Annotated in this window: 17 protein-coding genes; 7 read left to right on the top strand and 10 right to left on the bottom strand. The window is 72.5% G+C overall.

The annotated features are described in order from the left end of the window. Positions 1–77: 77 nt before the first annotated feature. Both HA039_RS32060 and HA039_RS32055 read right to left on the bottom strand, forming a co-directional pair. Entirely contained in the window at positions 78–503 is a 426-nt protein-coding gene (locus HA039_RS32060) for an ATP-binding protein (protein ID WP_167035329.1), read from the bottom strand. A 130-nt stretch (positions 504–633) separates the two neighbouring features. Beyond that, entirely contained in the window at positions 634–1,653 is a 1,020-nt protein-coding gene (locus HA039_RS32055) for a phosphotransferase family protein (RefSeq protein WP_167035327.1), read from the bottom strand. Between the two features lie 416 nt (positions 1,654–2,069). Between HA039_RS32055 and HA039_RS32050 the strand changes: the two genes are divergently transcribed. Further along, positions 2,070–4,268: a discoidin domain-containing protein gene (locus HA039_RS32050; protein ID WP_167035325.1), complete on the top strand. Its 2,199-nt coding sequence runs from the start codon at positions 2,070–2,072 to the stop codon at positions 4,266–4,268. A gap of 105 nt (positions 4,269–4,373) precedes the next feature. On the opposite strand, the gene HA039_RS32045 is transcribed toward HA039_RS32050, so the two are convergent. Continuing rightward, entirely contained in the window at positions 4,374–4,520 is a 147-nt protein-coding gene (locus HA039_RS32045) for a hypothetical protein (RefSeq protein ID WP_167035323.1), read from the bottom strand. 158 nt (positions 4,521–4,678) lie between these two features. Here HA039_RS32045 and HA039_RS32040 point away from each other — a divergent pair, with 158 nt between their 5' ends. The 5 genes from HA039_RS32040 (at position 4,679) to HA039_RS32025 (ending at position 9,450) form a co-directional block, all read left to right on the top strand. Further along, positions 4,679–5,179, top strand: a complete 501-nt coding sequence (locus HA039_RS32040; protein WP_167035321.1) for an NUDIX hydrolase — start codon at positions 4,679–4,681, stop codon at positions 5,177–5,179. Between the two features lie 34 nt (positions 5,180–5,213). Then, positions 5,214–5,975 carry a glycoside hydrolase family 75 protein gene (locus HA039_RS32035; protein WP_167035319.1) on the top strand — a complete coding sequence of 254 codons (762 nt, stop codon included), beginning with the start codon at positions 5,214–5,216 and terminating at the stop codon, positions 5,973–5,975. Between the two features lie 225 nt (positions 5,976–6,200). Further along, positions 6,201–7,544: an FAD-dependent oxidoreductase gene (locus tag HA039_RS32030; protein WP_243869887.1), complete on the top strand. Its 1,344-nt coding sequence runs from the start codon at positions 6,201–6,203 to the stop codon at positions 7,542–7,544. A 290-nt stretch (positions 7,545–7,834) separates the two neighbouring features. After that, on the top strand, positions 7,835–8,164 hold the full coding sequence (locus HA039_RS34275) for a YciI family protein (protein ID WP_243869885.1): 330 nt from the start codon (positions 7,835–7,837) through the stop codon (positions 8,162–8,164). Beyond that, the gene (locus HA039_RS32025) at positions 8,143–9,450 is read left to right on the top strand and encodes an RNA polymerase sigma factor (RefSeq protein ID WP_243869883.1); all 1,308 of its coding nucleotides are present in this window, start codon (positions 8,143–8,145) and stop codon (positions 9,448–9,450) included. Before HA039_RS34275 ends, HA039_RS32025 begins: the two co-directional genes overlap by 22 nt. A 59-nt stretch (positions 9,451–9,509) precedes the next feature. On the opposite strand, the gene HA039_RS32020 is transcribed toward HA039_RS32025, so the two are convergent. Genes HA039_RS32020 through HA039_RS32000 form a run of 5 tightly spaced genes read right to left on the bottom strand, consistent with a single transcriptional unit; the run spans position 9,510 to position 15,889 of the window. Then, the gene (locus HA039_RS32020) at positions 9,510–10,958 is read right to left on the bottom strand and encodes a mucin-5B (RefSeq protein ID WP_167035317.1); all 1,449 of its coding nucleotides are present in this window, start codon (positions 10,956–10,958) and stop codon (positions 9,510–9,512) included. After that, positions 10,958–11,926: a substrate-binding domain-containing protein gene (locus HA039_RS32015; RefSeq protein WP_167035315.1), complete on the bottom strand. Its 969-nt coding sequence runs from the start codon at positions 11,924–11,926 to the stop codon at positions 10,958–10,960. The genes HA039_RS32020 and HA039_RS32015 overlap by 1 nt, the downstream gene beginning before the upstream one ends. Further along, entirely contained in the window at positions 11,923–12,954 is a 1,032-nt protein-coding gene (locus HA039_RS32010) for an ABC transporter permease (RefSeq protein WP_167035313.1), read from the bottom strand. Before HA039_RS32010 ends, HA039_RS32015 begins: the two co-directional genes overlap by 4 nt. Next, entirely contained in the window at positions 12,951–14,489 is a 1,539-nt protein-coding gene (locus tag HA039_RS32005) for a sugar ABC transporter ATP-binding protein (protein ID WP_167035311.1), read from the bottom strand. The genes HA039_RS32010 and HA039_RS32005 overlap by 4 nt, the downstream gene beginning before the upstream one ends. After that, positions 14,486–15,889 (bottom strand): aldehyde dehydrogenase family protein, encoded by a 1,404-nt coding sequence (locus tag HA039_RS32000; RefSeq protein ID WP_167035309.1) that lies wholly within the window; start codon positions 15,887–15,889, stop codon positions 14,486–14,488. The genes HA039_RS32005 and HA039_RS32000 overlap by 4 nt, the downstream gene beginning before the upstream one ends. A gap of 399 nt (positions 15,890–16,288) precedes the next feature. On the opposite strand from HA039_RS32000, the gene HA039_RS31995 reads away from it, so the two are divergent. Continuing rightward, the gene (locus HA039_RS31995) at positions 16,289–18,049 is read left to right on the top strand and encodes a TIGR03767 family metallophosphoesterase (protein ID WP_167035307.1); all 1,761 of its coding nucleotides are present in this window, start codon (positions 16,289–16,291) and stop codon (positions 18,047–18,049) included. A 27-nt stretch (positions 18,050–18,076) separates the two neighbouring features. Here HA039_RS31995 and HA039_RS31990 read toward each other — a convergent pair whose 3' ends face one another. Beyond that, the gene (locus tag HA039_RS31990) at positions 18,077–18,721 is read right to left on the bottom strand and encodes a TetR/AcrR family transcriptional regulator (protein ID WP_167035305.1); all 645 of its coding nucleotides are present in this window, start codon (positions 18,719–18,721) and stop codon (positions 18,077–18,079) included. Continuing rightward, on the bottom strand, positions 18,718–20,199 hold the full coding sequence (locus tag HA039_RS31985; RefSeq protein ID WP_167035303.1) for an MFS transporter: 1,482 nt from the start codon (positions 20,197–20,199) through the stop codon (positions 18,718–18,720). Before HA039_RS31985 ends, HA039_RS31990 begins: the two co-directional genes overlap by 4 nt. Between the last annotated feature and the right edge of the window lie 133 nt (positions 20,200–20,332).

The following is a 20,332-nucleotide window of genomic DNA, read 5'->3' as shown; positions in this document are numbered from 1 at the left end:
CGGAGACGTGCCGCGCGCCCGTTCCGGCGGCCAGTTCGGCGAAGGCCGCCTTCGCGCTGGGGCAGCCGGGGTGCGCGTCAGCAGGCGAGGAGTACGGCCTGTACGGTCTTGCCGCCGCCGGGGGTGGCCAGGATCGAGAGGCGGCGGGAGAGTTCGCGTACCAGCGTCATGCCCCTGCCTCCCTCCGCCATCACGTCCGTGGCCTCCCCGGTGGGGAACCGGGGACGCAGCGGGCTGCTGTCGTGGACCTCGACCGTGACCCGGCCGCGGTCCACGCTGAGTTGGAGGCGGCAGCCGCTCCGGCCGTGCCGGGTAGCGTTGGTGACGAGTTCGGAGACGACGAGCGTCGCGTCGTCCACCTGGTCCCGCGAGACCTTCTCGCCGCAGCCGTGGTTCAGGTAGGCGGCCGTGAGGTGGCGCGCCCAGCGGGCCGACAGCTCCGAGCGCGGCAGGCTGTACGTGGCGCGTGCGGCACGCCGTCGGGCATGCCCGTACGCACGCATCGAAACCACTCCCTTCGTGAGGGACCGGCGCCTGCCCCGGACTTCAGGGACGGCGGGCCACCGCCTTCACGCGGCGGCCGGGTCCGTCCCCTTCTGATTCCCGGGCACCGTGATCGGCAATCACCGCCGTTCACCCGGCCCCGCGCGGGGTGAGGAACTCCCGCACACGGTCAAGGTGTTCCTCGACCAGGCCCCGCATGAACGCGCGGTCGGGGAAGTCGCCCTGGAGGATCCGCAAGGGACCGGCCACGAGCGACAGGTGCTGGGCGAAGCGGTAGAGGCGGAGCCTGTCCTCGTCCAGTCCGGGGCGGTGCAGGGCGGGGTAGCTCGCGCCGAAGCGGATGCGCAGGAAGACGTGCTCCCATTCGACGTCGAAGTGCATGAGGCCCTCGATGTCGATGAGCACCGGCCGCCCCTGGGGGTCGATCAGCACGTGATCGGGGCCCAGTTCGCCATGGATGAGACCGTACGCGGCGCGGGGTGCGACGGCCCCGGCCAGTTCCTCCGCCACCTCGGCGAGGGGCTCGCGCAGCTCCGCCAGGCGGGGGTCGAGGGCGGCCCCCTCGGCGAGGTCGCGCGCCACCCGGTCCAGGACGACCTGTTCGGCCGTCCGGTCCCCGGGGGCGACGCCGTCCCCGGCCGCGACCACCGCGACCTTCCCGAGCACGGGACTGCGGCTGCCGTGCAGCACCGTGAGCATCTCGCCGAGGCGCACCACGACGCCGGCGGCCGCGTCGCGGTCCCGGTCGAGGAGGTCGTCCAGCGTCTCGCCGGGCAGGTCCTCCACCACCGCGAAGTCGGCGGGGAACAACTCCCCGCCGTTGTCGGCCAGATGGACGCGCGGCGCCCGTACCCCGAGGTCCGTCAGGGCCCGGTGCGCCGCCACGAACAGGCCGTACCCCGTGGCGTCCGAGAACGGATCCTCGCGCGCGTCCGGCGCACCGGCACGCGCGGGCCAGTAGTTCTCGCTCGCGGCCCAGCTGTAGAGCACGACACTCGACGCGTCGTCGAACGTGAGCCTGTACACGCCCTTCTTGCTGCCGCCCCGCAACCGGTCCACGCGGACCGGGCCGCGCCCGGGCCCGAAGGCCGCCCGTACCACCGCGGCCACGTCCCGCGGGGTGACATCCCCTCGCGTCGTTCCCGTCATCCCGTGCCTCCGAGCCTCTCGACCACCGATCGGCCGGCCGATCGACCGGCCGATCGACGCCGGACCGCCGGACCGCCGGACCGCCCGACCGAAGAGGTCAACCTAGCGCGGCAACCCCCGGGCCCCTCCGTCAGCGGCGGTACGCGCCCGCGCCGTGCCGTCAGATTCTGAATCGACCCCTCCCCAACTCGCCCCGGACAGCGCGCAGATGCCCACAATCGGCGCGTCCCGCCGGTTATTTGTTGATGACACGGGAACCCGGAGCTGACGGTTCGTGCACAACTCTTGACGTGTACGAAACACGGGGGAAGCATCTCCCCTACCGAGAGAGCGCTCTCCGATTACCCGCCCCCCACGCATGCCCCCACGCACGCACCCGTGCCTGCCCTTTTTCTGATGACTCAGGAGACATGCCCATGCACGCTCCTCCGCTCGCTTCGCCGGTACCGGCGTTCCGGAGATCCGCGCCGGACCGACGGCGCGGACTCGCCGTTTCCGTCGCCGCCACCCTGATCGCCTCCTTGCTGCTCCTCCTCCCCGGCAACAAGGCCGACGCCGCCCCGACCCTGCTCTCCCAGGGCAAGCCGGTGACGGCTTCCAGCACGGAGAACGCCGGCACCCCCGCCACGGGCGCCAACGACGGCAACACCGGCACCCGTTGGTCGAGCGCCGCGTCCGACCCCCAGTGGATCCAGGTCGACCTGGGCTCGACCGTCGCGGTCAACCAGGTGGTCCTGAACTGGGAGACGGCGTACGCGAAGGCGTACCGGATCGAGCTCTCCACCAACGGCACGAGCTGGACGCAGGCCTACGCCACCACTACGAGCGCCGGTGGCGTCGAGACCCTCACCGTCTCGGGCAACGCACGCTACGTCCGGGTGACCGGCACCGTCCGGGCCACCCAATGGGGTTACTCCCTCTGGGAGTTCCAGGTCTTCGGCGGCACCGACGGCGGCACCGGCAACCCGCTGCCGGGCGGTGGCGACCTCGGCCCCAACGTGATCGTCTTCGATCCGTCGACGCCCAACATCCAGGGCAAGCTGGACCAGGTCTTCCAGCAGCAGGAGTCGGACCAGTTCGGCTCGGGCCGCTACCAGTTCCTGTTCAAGCCGGGCACGTACAACGGGCTCAACGCCCAACTGGGCTTCTACACCTCGATCTCCGGTCTGGGCCTGTCGCCGGACGACACCAACATCAACGGTGACATCACGGTCGACGCCGGCTGGTTCAACGGGAACGCCACGCAAAACTTCTGGCGCTCCGCCGAGAACCTGGCCGTCAACCCGGTCAACGGCACCAACCGCTGGGCCGTGGCGCAGGCCGCGCCGTTCCGCCGCATGCACGTCAAGGGCGGGCTCAACCTGGCCCCCAACGGATTCGGCTGGGCCAGTGGCGGCTACATCGCCGACAGCAAGATCGACGGCACCGTCGGCCCGTACTCCCAGCAGCAGTGGTACACCCGTGACAGCTCCGTCGGCGGCTGGACCAACGGCGTCTGGAACATGGTGTTCTCCGGGGTCGAGGGCGCGCCCGCGCAGGGCTTCCCGAACCCGCCGTACACCACGCTGAACAACACCCCCACCTCGCGGGAGAAGCCGTTCCTGTACCTGGACGGCAACACCTACAAGGTGTTCGCCCCGGCGAAGCGCACCAACGCCCGCGGCACCACGTGGGGCAACGGAACGCCGCAGGGCCAGTCCGTGCCGCTCGACCAGTTCTACGTCGTCAAGCCGGGCGCGACCGCCGCGACGATCAACCAGGCGCTCGCGCAGGGGCTCAACCTCCTGTTCACGCCCGGCGTTTACCACATCAACCAGACCATCAACGTCAACCGCGCCAACACGATCGTCCTCGGTCTGGGCCTCGCCACGATCATCCCGGACAACGGGGTGACCGCGATGAAGGTCGCCGACGTGGACGGCGTCAAGCTGGCCGGCTTCCTGATCGACGCCGGTCCGGTCAACTCGCCGACGCTTCTCGAGGTCGGCCCCCAGGGCGCGTCCGCGGACCACTCCGCGAACCCGACCACCGTCCAGGACGTCTTCATCCGCATCGGCGGGGCGGGCCCGGGCAAGGCCACCACCAGCATGGTGATCAACAGCGACGACACGATCATCGACCACACCTGGATCTGGCGGGCCGACCACGGCGCCGGCGTCGGCTGGGAGACCAACCGCGCCGACTACGGTCTGCGGGTCAACGGTGACGACGTCCTCGCCACCGGCCTGTTCGTCGAACACTTCAACAAGTACGACGTGGAGTGGTACGGCGAGAACGGCAGGACGATCTTCTTCCAGAACGAGAAGGCGTACGACGCGCCGAACCAGGCGGCCATCCAGAACGGTTCGATCAGGGGGTACGCCGCCTACAAGGTGGCCGACTCCGTGAACAACCACGAGGGTTGGGGTCTGGGCAGTTACTGCAACTACACGTCGGATCCCAACATCATCCAGGAGCACGGCTTCCAGGCACCGGTGAAGCCCGGTGTGAAGTTCCACGACCTGTTGGTCGTGTCCCTCGGTGGGATGGGTCAGTACAACCACGTGATCAACAGCCTGGGGTCGGCCACGTCCGGCACCAGCACGATCCCGTCGACGATCACCTCGTTCCCGTAGTCCGGTGAACCGGATCCGGTAGCGGGAACACAGCAGGGCCCGTCCTCGACACGAGGACGGGCCCTGTTCGTCGTGGAACGCCCCGCCGGGGAACGTACCGGCGCGTCAGCGCCTGCCGCGCAGCTTGCCGAAGAGCTTGCGCGCCTGCTCCCGCTTATGCGGGTCGGCGGAGGCGCGCCGTACCTGCTCCGTGACGCGCTGCCCCTGCGGACTGCGGGTGAACTGCTTGATGCGGTCGAGCATGCCGGCCATGTTGTCTCCTGTGGACGCGGGAACCATGGCTTCCGAAGCCGTGGGCGGTTCGATCTGCGGTGCGTGTACCCCGTCACGGGCCGTCCACGCGTGGGGCGGTGCCCCGCACGGCTCATCAGTTCGGGCGGAGTGACGCGGGGGCGCCCAGACTTGACGGCATGCCGGACAAGCGCAGCGCGGGACTCCTCGTCCACCGGGTCACCGACACCGGTGTGCTCGTGCTGCTCGGGCACATGGGCGGGCCCTTCTGGGCCGGGCGCGAGGACGCCGCCTGGTCGATCCCCAAGGGGGAGTACGAACCGGGCGAGACCGCCGAGGCCGCCGCGCGCCGGGAGTTCCAGGAGGAAGTGGGCCTGCCGCCGCCCGGAGGGCCGTGGACGCCGCTGGGCGAGGCACGCCAGCGGGGCGGCAAGATCGTCACGATCTGGGCCGTCGAGGGGGACCTGGACCCGGCGCTCGCCGTGCCCGGCACCTTCACCATGGAGTGGCCGCGGGGCAGTGGCGTGCTGCGGGAGTTCCCCGAGATCGACCGGGTGGCGTGGTTCGGCCTGCCGGAGGCGGCGCGGCGCCTGGTGGCGGGCCAGCGGGTGTTCCTGGAGCGGCTGGCGGAGCAGATAGCGGAGGACGACCGTCCGCTTCCCCCTCCGCCAGGCGAGTGACGCCGGAGACCCGCCGCCAGGAAAAGGATCAGCCATGGCCTGTCGTACCCGTGTTCTCGGCGCTGTCGGTACCGCCCTGCTGGCCGCGGCCCTGCCCGCGACCGTCCTGCCCGCCGAGGCGGTGTCCCTGGGCCCCGCCGCCGGTCCCCCGGCGGGCGCGGGAGGGCCGGGCGGGGAGCGGCGGGAGCCGGACCAGGAGGGCTCGGTCGCGGCGGCGGACCTGCTGGCCGCGACGGCCGCCTGTGCCCCGGTCTCGAAGGGGAAGTACCGCACCGACGAGGGCGCGGCGGAGACCGTTCCCGTCTGCGACGCGACGGGCGCGGTGTTCTGGAAGGCCGACATGGACATCGACTGCGACGGGCAGGTCACGGCGCACTGCAACACGACGACCGACCCGTGGTTCCAGAACCAGACCGCGTTCTCGCAGTCCGACGGCAAGCCGCTGAACTCGGAGAAGCTGCCGTTCGTCGTCGTGCCCGCGCCGAGCGAGCGGTGGACGTACACGGCGTCGGGCATCCGCGGGGGCGGGGTCGTGGCCGTCGTCCACGGCGGGCGTGTGCAGTACGCGGTGGTCGGCGACACCGGCCCGGTGGGCATCATCGGCGAGGCCTCGTACGCCGCCGCGGGCGGCTTGGGCATCCCGCCGCACCCCCAACGGGGCGGCGTGCCCTCGGGGGTGACGTACATCCTCTTCAAGAACAGCCGGGTCTCCCCCATCGAGAACCACGACGAGGCGGTCCGGCTCGGGGACGTACTGGCGAAGAAGTTCGTGCGCGAGAACGGGCACGCGCGGTAGGAGGCGCCCAGGCCGGCGCGCGGGCCCGTTCCCGTGCTCCCCCGGTCCGCCGCCACGCTCTTGACGCCCGCGCCGGGCTGCACCACCCTTTCGCAGAGCGATCACGACCTCCCGCGAGCGAAGAACGAAGAACGGGGACATGCGACCGGCCCAGCGCCCCCTGCCCGGCCTCACCGAGACCGCCGCGCGGCTCGGGACGTCCCCTCCGCGGCCGGAGGCCCGACGGTGAACGCGGCGGCGGACGGCGGCGGTCTGCCGGGCCCCGCCCGCCGGGAGCGGTCCGTCGACGTGCTGGTGGTCGGCGCCGGCCCCGCGGGCCTCGCGGCGGCGGCCCGGCTGGCCGGGGCGGGCGCCGGCACGGTGGAGGTCGTCGACCGGGAGGAGCAGGCCGGCGGGATCCCCCGGTACTGCTACCACGCCGGGTTCGGCCTGCGGGACCTGCGGCGCCCGATGAGCGGCCCCGCGTACGCCCGCCACTGGACCGACACGGCCGCGGGCGCCGGCGCCGTGGTCCGTACCGGAATCTCCGTGACCGGCTGGGCCGGTCCGCTGACCGTGGACACCACCGGCGGCGGCGGACCGGAGCGGCTGACGGCCGGTGCGGTCGTCCTGGCCACCGGCGCACGCGAACGGCCGCGCGCCGCGCCGCCGGTGCCCGGCCCGCGCGCGGCGGGTGTGTTCACCACGGACGAGCTCCAGCGGGCGGTCCACCTCCACCACCGGCCGGTCGGCGCCCGCGCCGTCGTGATCGGGGCCGAACCCGTCAGCTACTCCGCGGTGCGGACCCTGCGCGCCGCCGGGGTGGAGGTCGCCGCCATGGTCACCGACCGGCCGCGCCACGTGTCGTCCTGGCCGGCGGAGGTCGGTGCCCGGCTGCACCGGCGTATACCGCTCCTCACGGACACGACGGTGACCGGACTGCTCGGCCCGGGCGGCCCGGGCGCCCGGGGCAGCCGGAACGAGCGGGGCAGCCATGACGGTCGGGGCCGGCTGACCGGCGTCGCGCTCCGGCACGCCGACGGCAGGACGGTCACCCTCGGCTGCGACACGGTCGTCCTCACCGGGGACTGGATCCCCGCACACGAACTGGCCCGCCTGGGCGGCGTCCCGCTGGACCGGGGCACCCGGGGCCCGGCGGTCGACACCTCGTTCCGTACGGGCACGGCGGGGGTCTTCGCCGTCGGCAACCTGCTGCACGCCGTCGAGCCCGCCGGCACCGCGGCCCGCGAGGGCAACCTCGTCGCGGGGCCCGTGCTGCGGTACCTCTCCGACGGGCGGTGGCCGGACCGGCAGTTGGCGGTGGAGGTCGGCGCGCCCCTGCGGTGGGTGGCGCCGAACCGTATCGACCCGAAGGGACCGCGCCCGCCGCTCGGCCGCTTCGCCCTCCGTACGGCACGCCCCGAGGCCCGGTTGTCGGCGGTGGTCGTCAGCCAGGACGGCCGGATCCTGCACCGCGAGCGGCTGCGGCGCGGCGCGCTGCCGAACCGTCCGCTGTACGTCTCCGCCGACTGGATCGACCGGGCGGATCCGGGCGGGGGCCCGGTCGTGATCACGGGCCGGGCCGGCTGACGCGGTCGGGGCGAGCGGGCGGGCGTACACGGGCATGAAACGGCCCCACCGGCAGGGGGGCGGCCGGTGGGGCCGGGGGCCGCACCGGTAAGGGGGGACCGGTGGGCCGTGGACCTGGCGGCCCGGGGGGACGGGCCGCGAACTCGGGTCGAAGGTGCGTGTGCCCGGTGTCCCCGGTGGTATGCCCGCGGACCGGAAAGTTTTTCTCCGGGACCTGTCGATCCTGTCGTACCCCGCGCGTCGTACTGATGTAGGACGACCCAGAGGCACCATCCGCCCCAGGAGGAACCATGAAGTATCTGCTGCTGATCTGCACGGACGACACCGTGACCGTCGACGACCCCGCCGAGCTGGACGCCCAGCCGTGGGTCGACGAGATGGACGGCCGGGGCGCGCGTCTGATGGGGGACCGCGTGCGGCCCTCCGAGGACGTCACGACCGTCCGGGTGCGGGAGGGCTCGCTGCTCCTGACGGACGGTCCCTTCGCCGACACGAAGGAGCACATGGCCGGTTTCGACGTCATCGAGTGCGCGGATCTCGACGAGGCGGTGGAGATCGCCTCGAAGCACCCGATGGCCCGGTTCGGGATGATCGAGGTGTGGCCGTTCTGGACGGAGTGAGCGAGGCGGTCGCCGCCGCGTACGCCGAGGAGTGGGGCCGGATCGTGGCGTCGCTGATCCGGTTCACCGGCGACTGGGACCTGGCGGAGGAGTGCGCGCAGGACGCCTTCGCGCGGGCGGTGGAGCGCTGGCCGCGCGACGGGGTGCCGAGGCGTCCCGGCGCGTGGCTCACCACGACCGCCCGCAACCGGGCGCTGGACCGGCTGCGCCGCGCGCGGACCGAGGCCAAGGCCGTACAGGAGGTGGCGGGTCTGGCGGACCGCGCGCCGTCCGGCGCGCCGACGGGAGAGGAGACCGAGGTGGACGGGGACGGCGCCCTGCCCGACGACCGGCTGCGGCTGATCTTCACCTGCTGCCACCCCGCGCTGGTGCCCGAGGCGCGCGTCGCGCTCACCCTGCGGTCGCTCGCGGGGCTGAGCACGGCGGAGATCGCCCACGCGTTCCTGGTCTCCGAGTCCACGATGGCGCAGCGCCTCGTACGGGCGAAGAACAAGATCCGGCACGCGCGGATCCCCTTCCGGGTGCCGTCGGCGGCGCAGTTGCCCGAGCGGACGGCGGCGGTGCTGAGTGTGCTGTACCTGCTCTTCAACGAGGGGTACGGGGCCTCGGCCGGCGCGGTGCCCGTACGGCGTGAACTGACCGCCGAGGCCGTCCGGTTGACGCGGCTGCTGGCCGGGCTGCTGCCGGACGACACGGAGGTACGGGGCCTGCTCGCGCTGATGCTGCTGCACGACGCGCGGCGTGCCGCGCGGGTCGACGCGGCCGGGGAGCTGGTGCCGCTGGAGGCGCAGGACCGCTCGCTCTGGGATCGTGACGGGATCGCCGAGGGGCTGTCCGTCCTGGAGGACGCGCTGCTGCGGCGCCGGCCGGGGCCGTACCAGGTGCAGGCGGCCGTCGCGGCCTGCCACGCCTCGGCGTCCGACGCGGCGGACACGGACTGGCCCCAGATCGCGCTGCTCTACCGGGAGTTGGCGCGGTGGTCGCCGGGGCCCGTGGTGGAGCTGAACCGCGCGGTGGCGGTCGCGATGGCCGAGGGGGCGGAGCACGGTCTCGCGCTGGTGGAGGGCCTGGTCTCGGCGGGTGAACTGGCCGGGTACTTCCCGCTGTACGCCACCCGCGCCGACCTGCTGCGCCGGCTCGGCCGGTGGGGCGGGGCGGCGGACGCCTACCGCGAGGCGCTCGCGTCGGCGCCGACGGAGGCGGAGCGGCGCTATCTCGCCCGGCGCCTCGCTGAGGCGGAGGCGGAGGCGGAGAGGGAGGCGGAGCAAGGCCGCGGGGCGGGATGAGCGGCGCACGCCCGGCCGGTAGCGGCCGGGCGTGCGGGCGTACGGGTGTGCGTGACGGGCTACTTCTTCGCCGTCCTCGGCACGTACATCTTGATGTCGGTCAGGCTCGCGCTGCCCTCGTACACGTTGGTGTAGAGGTCCCCGATGACGAAGGAGTCCGGGTACGCGGATCCCGCCGGCCACTGGTCCGGCCAGGTGGCGCTGCCGTTGTAGTCGTTCTGCGTGAGGGTGTTGTTGAAGCGGCCGTCGTACTCGCTGGCCTTGACGTTGTAGTGCCAGATCGGCTTGTTGTCGACGATGAAGTTCCGGTGGAACCGCAGGGTCTTCTGGCCCGCGCGGGCGAAGTTGCCGCTGGCCTCCAGCGTGTAGCCGGTGGCGTCACGCTCGATGGCGAAGACGTAGTCCTGGTTGGGCATCAGCTCGGGCTGGAGCTCGGCCGCGGAGGACAGCTGCTGCTCGGCGACCCCGCCGGAGCAACTGGTCATGAACCACTGCGAGTTGCCCGCCAGACCGCCCCTGCCCGGGTTCCAGTTGGGCAGTCCGCTGATCCACATGTTGACCGTGTTGAAGCTGCTGTCCTTGTAGTCGTAGTACGTGTTTGTCCCGGAGTTGCAGACGCGGCCGCCGGTGCCGGTGCCCACCCGGTCGGGGTGCTGGGCGAAGGAGTCCATCAGGACCTTGCGGCGGTAGTGCCAGAAGTGGTTGTTGCGGGGGGCGGGGTTCGCGAAGTCGACGATCGACAGGTAGTGGAAGCCGTTGTAGCCGTACCGGCCGGCCCGGACGTCCTGCCACTCGCAGTACGGCGCCGACGCGTCGCCCTCCCAGCCGGGGCTGTCGGAGCCCTCGCCCCAGGGGTGCTGCGTCTTGCAGCCGTCCTTGCTGTAGCCATTGATGCGGTTGCCGTAGTCGATGGTGCCGTTGCGCTTCCCGCCGAAGTCGAGCGTCTTCAGGCGGTATTCGATGCGGTACTGGTCGGGCAGGGCCTGGGTGGGGCGGAAGATGGCGCCGCCGGTGTGGTCGGGGACCTTGAGCTGGGCGACCGTCCTGCCGCCCGCCCGGCCGTTGGTGATGGACGGCGGCTTCTCGATCTGGCCGTCCTTGTTCCAGTCGCGCGCGGACAGCGAGGCGGTCAGCCAGCCGCCGTCACCGACCTTGAACTCCTTGCGGTAGGTGGCGAAGGAGTTGAACGCGGTGTCCCAGGCGGGCCCGTAGTCGTTCCGGTACCACTTGCCGTTGTCCTCCATGATGGTGTCGAACGGCTGGTTGTAGGTCTCGCGGGTCCAGGGGGTGCGGTTCGGGTCGAGCGGCCTGCTGAAGTTCTCCGAGTGCAGCAGCTGCCAGGCCGGTGCCTTGGGGGCGGGGGCCGCGGCCGGTACGGCCCCGGTGGCCGCCGTCGCCTGCGTACCGCCGCCCTCGTCGGGCGCGGCCGAGGCCGAACCGAGGGTGAGGGGGACGACCAGCGCGCCGCAGACCAGGCCCGCCAGCGCGTAACGATGAGTGCGGGTCATCAGAAATTGCCTTCCGGATCGTAGTAGTTCTGGGCGTTCTCCTTGGTGACACGAGGGGACGGGACGACCGTGTCCTTCTCGGTCTTCTTGCCGTCGAGGATGTCCACGGTCCTGTCGAGACCGAGGCCGCCGATCACGTCGGCGTCGTTGAGTCCGGTGACCAGGTAGTTGGTGCCGTCGAGGATGGCCTTGAGCGCCTCGGCCTGGCCGTCCACCCCGGCCAGCACGATGTCCTTGTCCCGGCCGGCGTCCTTGATGGCGCGCTGCGCGCCCAGGCACATGGCGTCGTTCTCGCAGAAGACCGCGTCGAGGTCGGAGTGCGAGGCGAGCAGGCTCTCCATGACGGTCAGTCCGCCGTCCGAGCTCCAGTTGCCGAAGTCGGGCGCCTCCACGATCTTGATGCCGGGGGCGCTCTCCAGCGCCGACTTCACACCGTTGGTACGGGCCTGGCCGATGCTGTTGTCGGCGGGGCCGCCCTTGACGAGGGCGACCGTGCCGCCCTTGCTGAGCCGCTCGACGAGGAACTGGCCGTTCTGCCGGCCGATGGCCTCGTTGTCGGGGCCGATCCAGCTGCTGTACGTACCGGTGCGGAACTTGCGGTCGACCAGGACGGCGGGCTTGCCCGCGGCCTTGATGGAGTTGAGGACGGCGGGGGCCGACTCCAGCGGGCCGCCCGAGACAATCACGGCGTCGACGTCCTTGCTCAGCAGGTCCTCCACGTTGGAGGCGAGCTTCGCCGCGTCGCCGCCCGCGTCGGTGCTGACGGTCTCGACGCCCTTCTTCTTCGCCTGCGCCTTGATGGCCCGGTCCATGCCGTTGAAGTAGGGGCCGCTGAGCGTGAAGTTGGCGATGCCGACGGTGTACGAGCCGTCGCCCTTGCCGCCCGTACCGCCGTCGGAGGAGCAGCCGGCGAGGGACGCGGCGAGTGCTCCGGCCACCAGGATCCCGGACGCTTTCTTCGTGATCATGAGGTTCGTGCCTTTCCGGTGCGCTGGACGAGGATGACGGCGACGATGATCAGGCCCTTGAGCACCTGCTGCCAGAAGCTCTGCACGTCGTAGAGGTTGAGGAGGTTGTTGATCAGCGCGAGGACGAGGACCCCGGCGAAGGTGGCCCGTACGGACCCCTTGCCGCCGGCCAGGCTCGCGCCGCCGATCACGCACGCGGCGATCGCGTCGAGCTCGAACGCCGTGCCCACGCTGGGCTGGGCGATGCCGACGCGGCTGGCGAGGATGACCCCGGCGAGGCCCGCGCAGGCACCGCTGATGGTGTAGGCGAGGACGATGTGCCGCCGTACGCCGATGCCCGCCAGCCGGACGGTCTCCGCGCTGCCGCCGATCGCGACGAGGGAGCGGCCGGCCGGGGTGCGGCTGAGGAAGATCCCGCCGAACAGGAAGACCCCGAGCATGATCAGGGTGGAGACGGGGATCGGGCCGAGGACGGCGGAGCCCAGCTCGAAGAAGCCTTCCTTCTCGGGCGCCACGGGCGTCTCCGAGTAGACGAAGGCGAGTCCTCTGATGGTGGTGAGCGCGGCGAGCGTCACCACGAACGGGGCGAGTTGGAAGCGGGCCACCAGGGTCCCGTTGAGCAGCCCGAAGCCCATGCCGGAGACGATGCCGACGAGCATGGCGAGGGGGACGGGGAGTCCGGACGACAGCCCGGCGGCGACGATGCCGGAGAAGGCGACCACGGAGCCGACGGAGAGGTCGATGCCGCCGGTGAGGATGACGGTGAGCATGCCGTAGGCCAGCAGGCCCGTGGTGACCATCTGCTTGAGCAGGTTGGTGATGTTGCCCTCGGTGAGGAAGGCGTCGGTGGTGGAGCCCGCGACCGCGACGAACGCGATCAGCAGCAGGGCGAGGCCCGCCTCCAGGGTGAGGTCGCGCCCCGCGACGACGAGCCTCGGCAGCCGCCGCGCGGGGGTCCCGTCGCCGGCCGGCCGCTTCGCCCCGCCGGGGCCGCCGGACTCGGACGGCTTGGTCAGTTGTTCGGTCATGCGGCGTGTCCGATCGCGTGGGCGAGGACGGTGTCCTCGGTCGTACGGTCCGAGGGGAGGTCCGCGGCGATCCGGCCCTCGTGCATCACCAGCACCCGGTCGGTGGCGCCCAGGACCTCGGTGAGGTCGGACGAGATCAGCAGGACGGCGAGCCCGTCCCTGGCGAGCTCGTCGAGCATCCGGTAGATCTCGGCGCGGGTGGCCATGTCGACGCCCCGGGTGGGTTCGTCGAGCAGCAGCACCCGCGGTCCGGTGAGCAGCCACTTGGCGAGGACGGCCTTCTGCTGGTTGCCGCCGCTGAGCGCGCGGACGGGGAGCTTCGCGGAGTGGGCGGGCCGGATGTCGAGCTGCTTCACCATCGACTCGACCCGCCGCCCGCGTTCGCCGGTGTCGAGCAGCGGGCCCCGGGTGAAGGTGCGCAGGGTGGTGAGGCCGATGTTCTCGGCGGTGGACAGGCCGAGGACGAGGCCGGTGCGTTTGCGGTCCTCGGTGACCAGGGCGAGCCCGGCGGCGATGGCCTCGCGGGGGGTACGGAAGCGGTCGGCGGCGCCGCCGGCCGTCCGGACGGTCCCGGAGCTCGCGGGTTCGGCGCCGAAGACGCAGCGGGCCAGTTCGCTGCGCCCGGAGCCGACCAGGCCGAACAGCCCGGTGATCTCGCCCGCCCGCAGGGTGAAGGAGACGTCCGCGAACTCCCCGGGGCGGTGCAGGGACGAGACGGTGAGCAGGGCCTCGCCCGGGTCGTGGCGGCGGTCCGGGTAGAGCTGGCCCGGGCGGCGGCCCGCCATCAGCCGGATGAGTTCGTTCTCGTCGGTGCGGTCGGGGGTGGTGGTGGCGACGGCCCTGCCGTCCTTGATCACCACGATGGAGGTGGCGAGTTCGGTGACCTCGGCGAGGCGGTGGGAGACGTACACGACGAGCACGCCGCGCTCCTGGAGGCGGCGGATGAGCGCGAAGAGCTCCTCCAGGTCGTTGCCCGCGAGGACGGCGGAAGGCTCGTCGAGGACCAGTACGCGGGGCTCGCCGCCCTCGCTGACCAGCGCCTTGGCGATCTCGACCATCTGCTGTCGGGCGACCGTGAGGCGGCCCGCCCGGATACGGGGGTCGATGGCGCCGTACCCGATGGACTCCAGCAGGTCCCGGGCCCGGGCGTGCGCGGCCCGCCAGTCGATGAGGCCGAGGCGGCGCGGGAAGTGCCCCATGAGGAGGTTCTCGGTGACCGATAACTCGGGGACGAGGGTCAGTTCCTGGTGGACCGTGCGGATGCCGTGGGCGTGGGCGTCGTGCGGGGAGCGCAGGTCGGCGCGGACGCCGTCGAGCAGGAGTTCACCGGCGCTCATCCGCTCCGCGCCGGCCAGGATCTTGATCAGGGTGGACTTGCCGGCCCCGTTGGCGCCGACCACGGCGAGGACCTCACCGGCGTGTCCGGTCAGGTCCACCCCGTGGAGCACCTCGGTGGCGCCGTACGCCTTGCGCACCCCGCGGACCTCCAGGGCGGGCGGCCGGGCCGGCGGGGAGGTACGGGTCGTGCTGGTCACCCGAGGGCCTCCATCACCACGATGGTCTTCTGGCGGGTGAACTCCAGCGCGGTGTCGTGCAGTCCTTCGGCGGAGCCGCCGGTGTCCTTGGGGCCGCCGAAGGGCAGGTTCTCGGCGCGCAGCGCGGTGGAGCCGTTGATGACGACCCCGCCGACGTCGAGCCGGTGGGCGAGCTGGAAGGCGCGCCGGATGTCCTGGGTGAAGACGGCAGCCTGGAGTCCGTACGGGGACTCGTTGGCCATCCGTACGGCGTCGAAGGGGTCGGTGAACCGGGCGACGGGCGCCACGGGGCCGAAGATCTCCTCGGCGAGCGCGGGGCTGTCGGCGGGGACGTCGACGAGGACGGTGGGGTCGCTGAACGCGCCCCGGCGCCCGCCGCCGGCGGCCTTGCGCGCGCCGTCGGAGACGAGGGCGGCGACGGCGGCCTCGACGCGTTCGGCGGCCTGTTCGCTGATGAGCGGTCCGACGTCGGTGCCGTCGGCGAGCTGGTCGCCGACGGTGAGCTTGGCGGCGCCCGCGAGCAGGGCGTCCACGAAGGCGTCGTGGATGCCGTCCTGGACGTACACGCGCTTGACCGCGCAGCAGATCTGGCCGTTGCCGCGGGCGAGCCGGCCGAGGACGACGGCTTCGGCGGCGGCCTCGACGTCGGCGTCGTCGCAGACGATCAGGGCGTCGTTGCCGCCGAGTTCGAGGTGGACCTTCTTGAGGGTGTCGGCGGCGCGGCGGGCGATCTCGCGGCCGGCGTGGGTGCTGCCGGTGAGGCTGACGGCGGCGGCGCCGGGCCGGGAGGCGAGTTCCTGGGAGACGTGGACGCCTCCGGTGAGGAGCTGGTGGGCGCCTTCGGGGGCGCCGGCGCGGGCGACCAGTTCCGCGATGCGGACCAGGGTGAGCGGGCAGCGTACGGGCGGGTGGACGAGCACGGCGTTGCCGGCGGCGAGCGCGGCGGCGGCCTTGTGCGCGTACAGCTCGACCGGGTAGTTGAACGGCACCAGGGCGGCGACGGGGCCCAGGGGTTCGCGGACGGTGACGGCGAGGTGGCGCTCCAGGCCCGGGACGGCGTCGAGGGGGATCTGCCGGCCGAAGAGCCGGGTGGCCTCGCCGGCGTACCCGCGGAAGATCCGGATCGCCGCCTTGACCTCCTCGGTGGTCTGGAAGAGCGGCTTGCCGTTCTCCGCGGCGAGCAGCCGGGCCAGGTCGCCGGCTTCCGACTCGATCAAGTCGGCTGTACGGAGGAGGAGTTGGGCCCGTTCGTGGGCGGGCAGGGCAGCCATGGCGCGCTGGCCGCGTCCGGCGGCGGCGAGTGCGGCGGTGAGCTGTTCGGGGGTGCTGTCGGCGATCTCGCCGAGGACCTCGCCGGTTCCTGGGTTGTGCACGGGCAGCGGGGCGGTACGGGTCGACATGCGTCGCTCTCCCTGTACTGGCTTTGGCAGTTGGTCATTTCTGCGGAAAGTCGCTGCGATGCTGGCGCACCCTCCGTAATTCGTCAACACATAAAACAAAATGGCTGGACCACACGGGTCGGGGGCTTTCGGGCAGGATCGGGGGTCCGGTCGGCGCGTGCCGCGCCCCGCGCGCGGCGCGTCTTCCCCCGGCGATGAACGGGGAGTGACCGGATCCGGTACGGCGCGGGAGGGACCGGCGACGGTTCACCGCCGCCGGTGATCCCTGTGCGGAGATGGGCGTCGAGCGTTGGAACGTCGTTCACGCGCAGGCCACACCGGGTGCCAACCATCAAGATGTGGCCAGGGGGCCGACCCCCGGCACGCTCGCTGATGCGTTCGCACCCGGGAGACCGCACCATGACACGCATACGCTCCGCAGTCACCGCTGTCGACCGCCGGTCCTTCCTCACCGCCACCGGGGCGGTCGGCGCATCGGCGGGAATCGGACTCGTGCTCGGCGCGGGCGGCGGCTCGGGCGAGGCGTCCGCGGCGTCCACCGCCTCCGCGCCGCCCACGCACCCGGCCGTCCCCGCGGCCCGGCCGCCCGCCACTCCCCTGCCCGTCACCCCGCGGCCCCTGCCCGCCCGCACGACCCTCGACACGGTGGCCTCGCCCCGGAGCGCGGCCGTGCCCTACCGGCGGCTGGGCGACGGTCCCGGCTGGCGGCGGGTGGTACGGGACGACCTCGCCGCGCCCCGCTCGGGCCGCGCCGGGCGGCGTACCGTCCTCAGCTCGTTCGTCCAGCTCACGGACATGCACCTGGTGGACGTCCAGCACCCGGTGCGCACGGAGTACCTGCGTTCGATGGGGAACCTGTCGTCGTGGCGGCCCCAGGAGGCGCTCACCGTGCCGGGCGCGGTCGCCCTGGTCGAGCAGATCAACGCCCTGCGGCACGGGCCCGCCACCGGCGCCCCGCTGGCCTTCGCGGTGACGACGGGCGACAACACCGACAACAACTCGCGGGCGGAGCTGGACTGGTTCCTGACGGTGATGAGCGGGGGCCGCGTCACCCCCAACACCGGTGACCCCAGACGGTACGAGGGCCCCCAGAACTCCGGCGAACGGCTCTACTGGCACCCCGAGGACGCCCGCCCGGACACCGACAAGAAGCTCGGCTACCCGCGCGTCGAAGGATTCCTCGCCGCCGCGATCCGCTCCGTCAACAGCCCCGGCCTGCGGATCCCGTGGTTCTCGACCGTCGGCAACCACGACACGCTGGCCAGCGGCGCCATGGCCGACCGCAGCGGCTACCTCGCGGACTTCGCGGTCGGCGGGAAGAAGCTGTACGCCATCCCCGACAGCGCCGCGACCACCCTGCGCAAGGTCCTCACGAGCGGCAGCCGCCCGGCCGGCGGCGGTCTCGTCGACCTGCTGCGCGCCTCCACCCGGTCGATGCGCGCGATCACCCCCGATCCGGGCCGGGCGCCGTTCGGCCCGCGCGAGTACCTGACCGCGCACCTCGACCCGGCGCGCGCGGGGGCGGGTCCGGCGGGGCACGGCTACACCGCGGCCAACCTGGACAGCGACACGCTGTACTACACGTTCCCCATGGGCGAGAACGTCACCGGCATCAGCCTGGACACCACGGACCGCGGCGGCCACTTCCTCGGGTCGCTCGGCACGGAACAGCTGAAGTGGCTGGAGCGCACCCTCGTCGCCCACAAGGACCAGTACGTCGTCGTCTTCAGCCACCACAACAGCTGGACGATGACCAACACCCACCGCGACCCCGCGAAGCCGGGCGAGGCCCGGCACACCGGCGACGAGGTGGTCGCGCTGCTCAAGAAGCACCGGGCCGTGCTGGCCTGGGTCAACGGGCACAGCCACCGCAACGCGGTCCTGCCGCACGGGAGTTTCTGGGAGATCTCCACGGCCTCGCACATCGACTTCCCGCAGCTCGCCCGCGTGATCGAGATCGCCGACAACAACGACGGCACGCTCTCCCTCTTCACCACGCTCATCGAGTCGTCGGCGCCGCACCGCACGGACTTCCACGACCTGTCGCAGACCGGACTCGCCTCCCTGTACCGGGAGTTCTCGTTCAACGCCCCGGGCGCGGGCAAGGCGGGGGCGGGCACGTCGAAGGACCGCAACACGGAGCTGGTGCTGAAGCGCTGAGTGCCCGGTGCGGCAACCGGGGCCGTCCTAGGCCGCGTCGGCGGGGGTGACGAGGCGCTGGAGGCCGGGCGCGTAGAGGTCGGCGAGGCGTTCGGGGGTCACGGCCGCCGCCGCGCCCGCGCGGTACAGGCTGAGGGTCACGCCGAGGCCGAGGACCTGGGCCGCGATCAGTTCGGCGCGCAGGGCGGCCTCGGGGCCGGGCAGCAGCGCGGCCAGGCGCTGGGTGAACTGGGCGTCGAAACGCTCCCTCAGCAGGGTCCGTTCGTCGTCCTTGCCGAGCGAGAACACCACCCGCAGCAGGGGGTCGGAACTCTGCTCCTCGCGGGCGCGCAGGAGGGCCAGCACCAGGTGGCGGCCGAGCGAGGCGGGCGGCGCGGCGAGGAGGGTGTCGGCGGCGGGGCCGAAGTCGGCGACGGTGTTGAAGAGCGCCTCCTTCGTGCCGAAGTGCTTGACGATCAGGGAGGGGCTCACCCCCGCGTCAGCGGCGATGGCCCGCAGGGTCACCTCGGCGTAGGGGCGGAAGGCGAACGCGCGCCGGGCGACGAGCAGGATGGCCCGGCGGCCGGTTCCCGGGTCGGCGCCCCCACTCGTCGTACCACCGCCCGCACCGGTTCCACCCCCGGCGCCGGTGCCGGCGCCCCCGGTGGTGGTGTGGTCGGTCTGCCCGTTCATGCGCCCTCCCGGCCGCCAGGGCGGACGCCCGCCGACGTCACCCGCGCCCTGTCCCGCCCGACGGTACCGGGGGCGGTGGGGCGCTGCCGCGGCAGACACAGCGTGACGGCCAGCGCGAGCAGCGCCGCGCCCGCCGCGATGAGGAAGACGAGGAGGTACGCGTGGAGGGTGGGGGCGGTCCGCCCGTCCACCTGGAAGGTGACGTTCGCGAGCACGGCGGCCACCACGGCGCTGCAGAACGCCTGCCCGACCGACCGCATCAGGGTGTTGAGCCCGTTCGCCGCCCCCGTCTCGCTCACCGGCACCGCGCGCATCACCAGGGCGGGCAGCGCGGAGTAGGCGATGGCGGTACCCGCCGCGACGACGGTCGCGCCGAGGATGATCGTCCAGAACTGGTGGCTGGTGAAGAACCGCACCACGTAGCCCACCGCCAGGATGGCCGCGGCGAGCGCGAGGGCCGTCTTCGGCCCGTACTTCGCGGAGATCCGCGCCGACACCGGGGACAGCGCGACCATCGCGAGGCCGCCGGGCAGCAGGCACAGGCCGCTGACGACGATCGACGCGCCGAGCCCGTACCCGGTGGCCTTCGGTTCCTGCACCATCTGGGCGGTGGACAGGGAGTTGGCGTAGAACGCGAAGCCGATCAGGAGGGCCGCGACGTTCGTCAGCAGGACGGCGGGCTTCGAGGAGACCCGCAGGTCGACCATGGGGCTGGTGGTACGGAGTTCGTACGCGCCCCAGACCAGTCCGATCAGGACGGCGAGGGCGAGCAGGCCCAGCGTGCGGACGGACGTCCAGCCCCACGAGCCGCCCTGGGTGACCGCGAGCAGCAGGCTCACCAGGGCGGCGGACAGCCCGAGCGCGCCGGGCGCGTCGAAGCGCCCGCGCGAGCGCACCGGCGATTCGGGTATGACGAGCAGGACGAGCACCATGTCGAGCAGCCCCAGCCCGGCCGACGCCCAGAACATGGTGTGCCAGTCGTAGTGCTCCACCACCAGCGCGGCGACCGGCAGGCCGATGGCGGCGCCGATGCCCAGCGTCGAGCTCATCAGCCCGATCGAGGGCAGGACCCGGACGGGCGGCAGCTCGTCGCGCATGATGCTGATGCCGAGCGGCACCACGGCGAGCGCCGCGCCCTGGAGCGCTCGGCCCGCGATGAGCACGGCGATCTGCGAGCTGACCGCGCACAGGACGGACCCGGCCACCAGCACGCCGAGGGAGGCGAGGAGCACCCGGCGCTTGCCGTACATGTCGCCGACCCGCCCGAGCACGGGGGTGCAGACGGCGCCGGTGAGGAGGGTGACGGTGACCAGCCAGCTGGCGGCCGTCGGGGTGGCGCCGGTGAGCTGGGGGATGTGCGGCAGCAGCGGCACGACCAGCGTCTGCATGACGGCGACCACGACTCCGCAGAAGGCGAGCACGGCCACCAGGAAGCGGGCGCGCGGGGCCGGGGCGGGCTGGGGTGTCGCTTCTGACATGTCTCTCCGTACGGGCCGGGTCACAGCAGGAGGGGTGCACAGGCGTTCACCCCTCAGGGTAAATACATGTATACACCATCGAACTACTGGGGTGCACAGACGTTCACCACGCCCCTCGCCACTCCCCTCAGGA

It is taken from the genome of Streptomyces liangshanensis (assembly GCF_011694815.1).
GTDB classification, from domain to species: Bacteria; Actinomycetota; Actinomycetes; order Streptomycetales; family Streptomycetaceae; genus Streptomyces; species Streptomyces liangshanensis.
Note: the sequence above shows the minus strand (reverse complement) of the source record. Positions and strands in the feature narration are given on the sequence as shown.

What these genes read in the sequence shown, in the direction of transcription:
- HA039_RS31985 (WP_167035303.1), bottom strand. Translation starts at nt 20,199, where the DNA reads ATGTCAGAAGCGACACCCCAGCCCGCCCCGGCCCCGCGCGCCCGCTTC.
- HA039_RS32045 (WP_167035323.1), bottom strand. Translation starts at nt 4,520, where the DNA reads ATGGCCGGCATGCTCGACCGCATCAAGCAGTTCACCCGCAGTCCGCAG.
- HA039_RS32000 (WP_167035309.1), bottom strand. Translation starts at nt 15,889, where the DNA reads ATGTCGACCCGTACCGCCCCGCTGCCCGTGCACAACCCAGGAACCGGC.
- HA039_RS32040 (WP_167035321.1), top strand. Translation starts at nt 4,679, where the DNA reads ATGCCGGACAAGCGCAGCGCGGGACTCCTCGTCCACCGGGTCACCGAC.
- HA039_RS32010 (WP_167035313.1), bottom strand. Translation starts at nt 12,954, where the DNA reads ATGACCGAACAACTGACCAAGCCGTCCGAGTCCGGCGGCCCCGGCGGG.
- HA039_RS32055 (WP_167035327.1), bottom strand. Translation starts at nt 1,653, where the DNA reads ATGACGGGAACGACGCGAGGGGATGTCACCCCGCGGGACGTGGCCGCG.
- HA039_RS31990 (WP_167035305.1), bottom strand. Translation starts at nt 18,721, where the DNA reads ATGAACGGGCAGACCGACCACACCACCACCGGGGGCGCCGGCACCGGC.
- HA039_RS32020 (WP_167035317.1), bottom strand. Translation starts at nt 10,958, where the DNA reads ATGACCCGCACTCATCGTTACGCGCTGGCGGGCCTGGTCTGCGGCGCG.
- HA039_RS32035 (WP_167035319.1), top strand. Translation starts at nt 5,214, where the DNA reads ATGGCCTGTCGTACCCGTGTTCTCGGCGCTGTCGGTACCGCCCTGCTG.
- HA039_RS34275 (WP_243869885.1), top strand. Translation starts at nt 7,835, where the DNA reads ATGAAGTATCTGCTGCTGATCTGCACGGACGACACCGTGACCGTCGAC.
- HA039_RS32050 (WP_167035325.1), top strand. Translation starts at nt 2,070, where the DNA reads ATGCACGCTCCTCCGCTCGCTTCGCCGGTACCGGCGTTCCGGAGATCC.
- HA039_RS32015 (WP_167035315.1), bottom strand. Translation starts at nt 11,926, where the DNA reads ATGATCACGAAGAAAGCGTCCGGGATCCTGGTGGCCGGAGCACTCGCC.
- HA039_RS32060 (WP_167035329.1), bottom strand. Translation starts at nt 503, where the DNA reads ATGCGTGCGTACGGGCATGCCCGACGGCGTGCCGCACGCGCCACGTAC.
- HA039_RS31995 (WP_167035307.1), top strand. Translation starts at nt 16,289, where the DNA reads ATGACACGCATACGCTCCGCAGTCACCGCTGTCGACCGCCGGTCCTTC.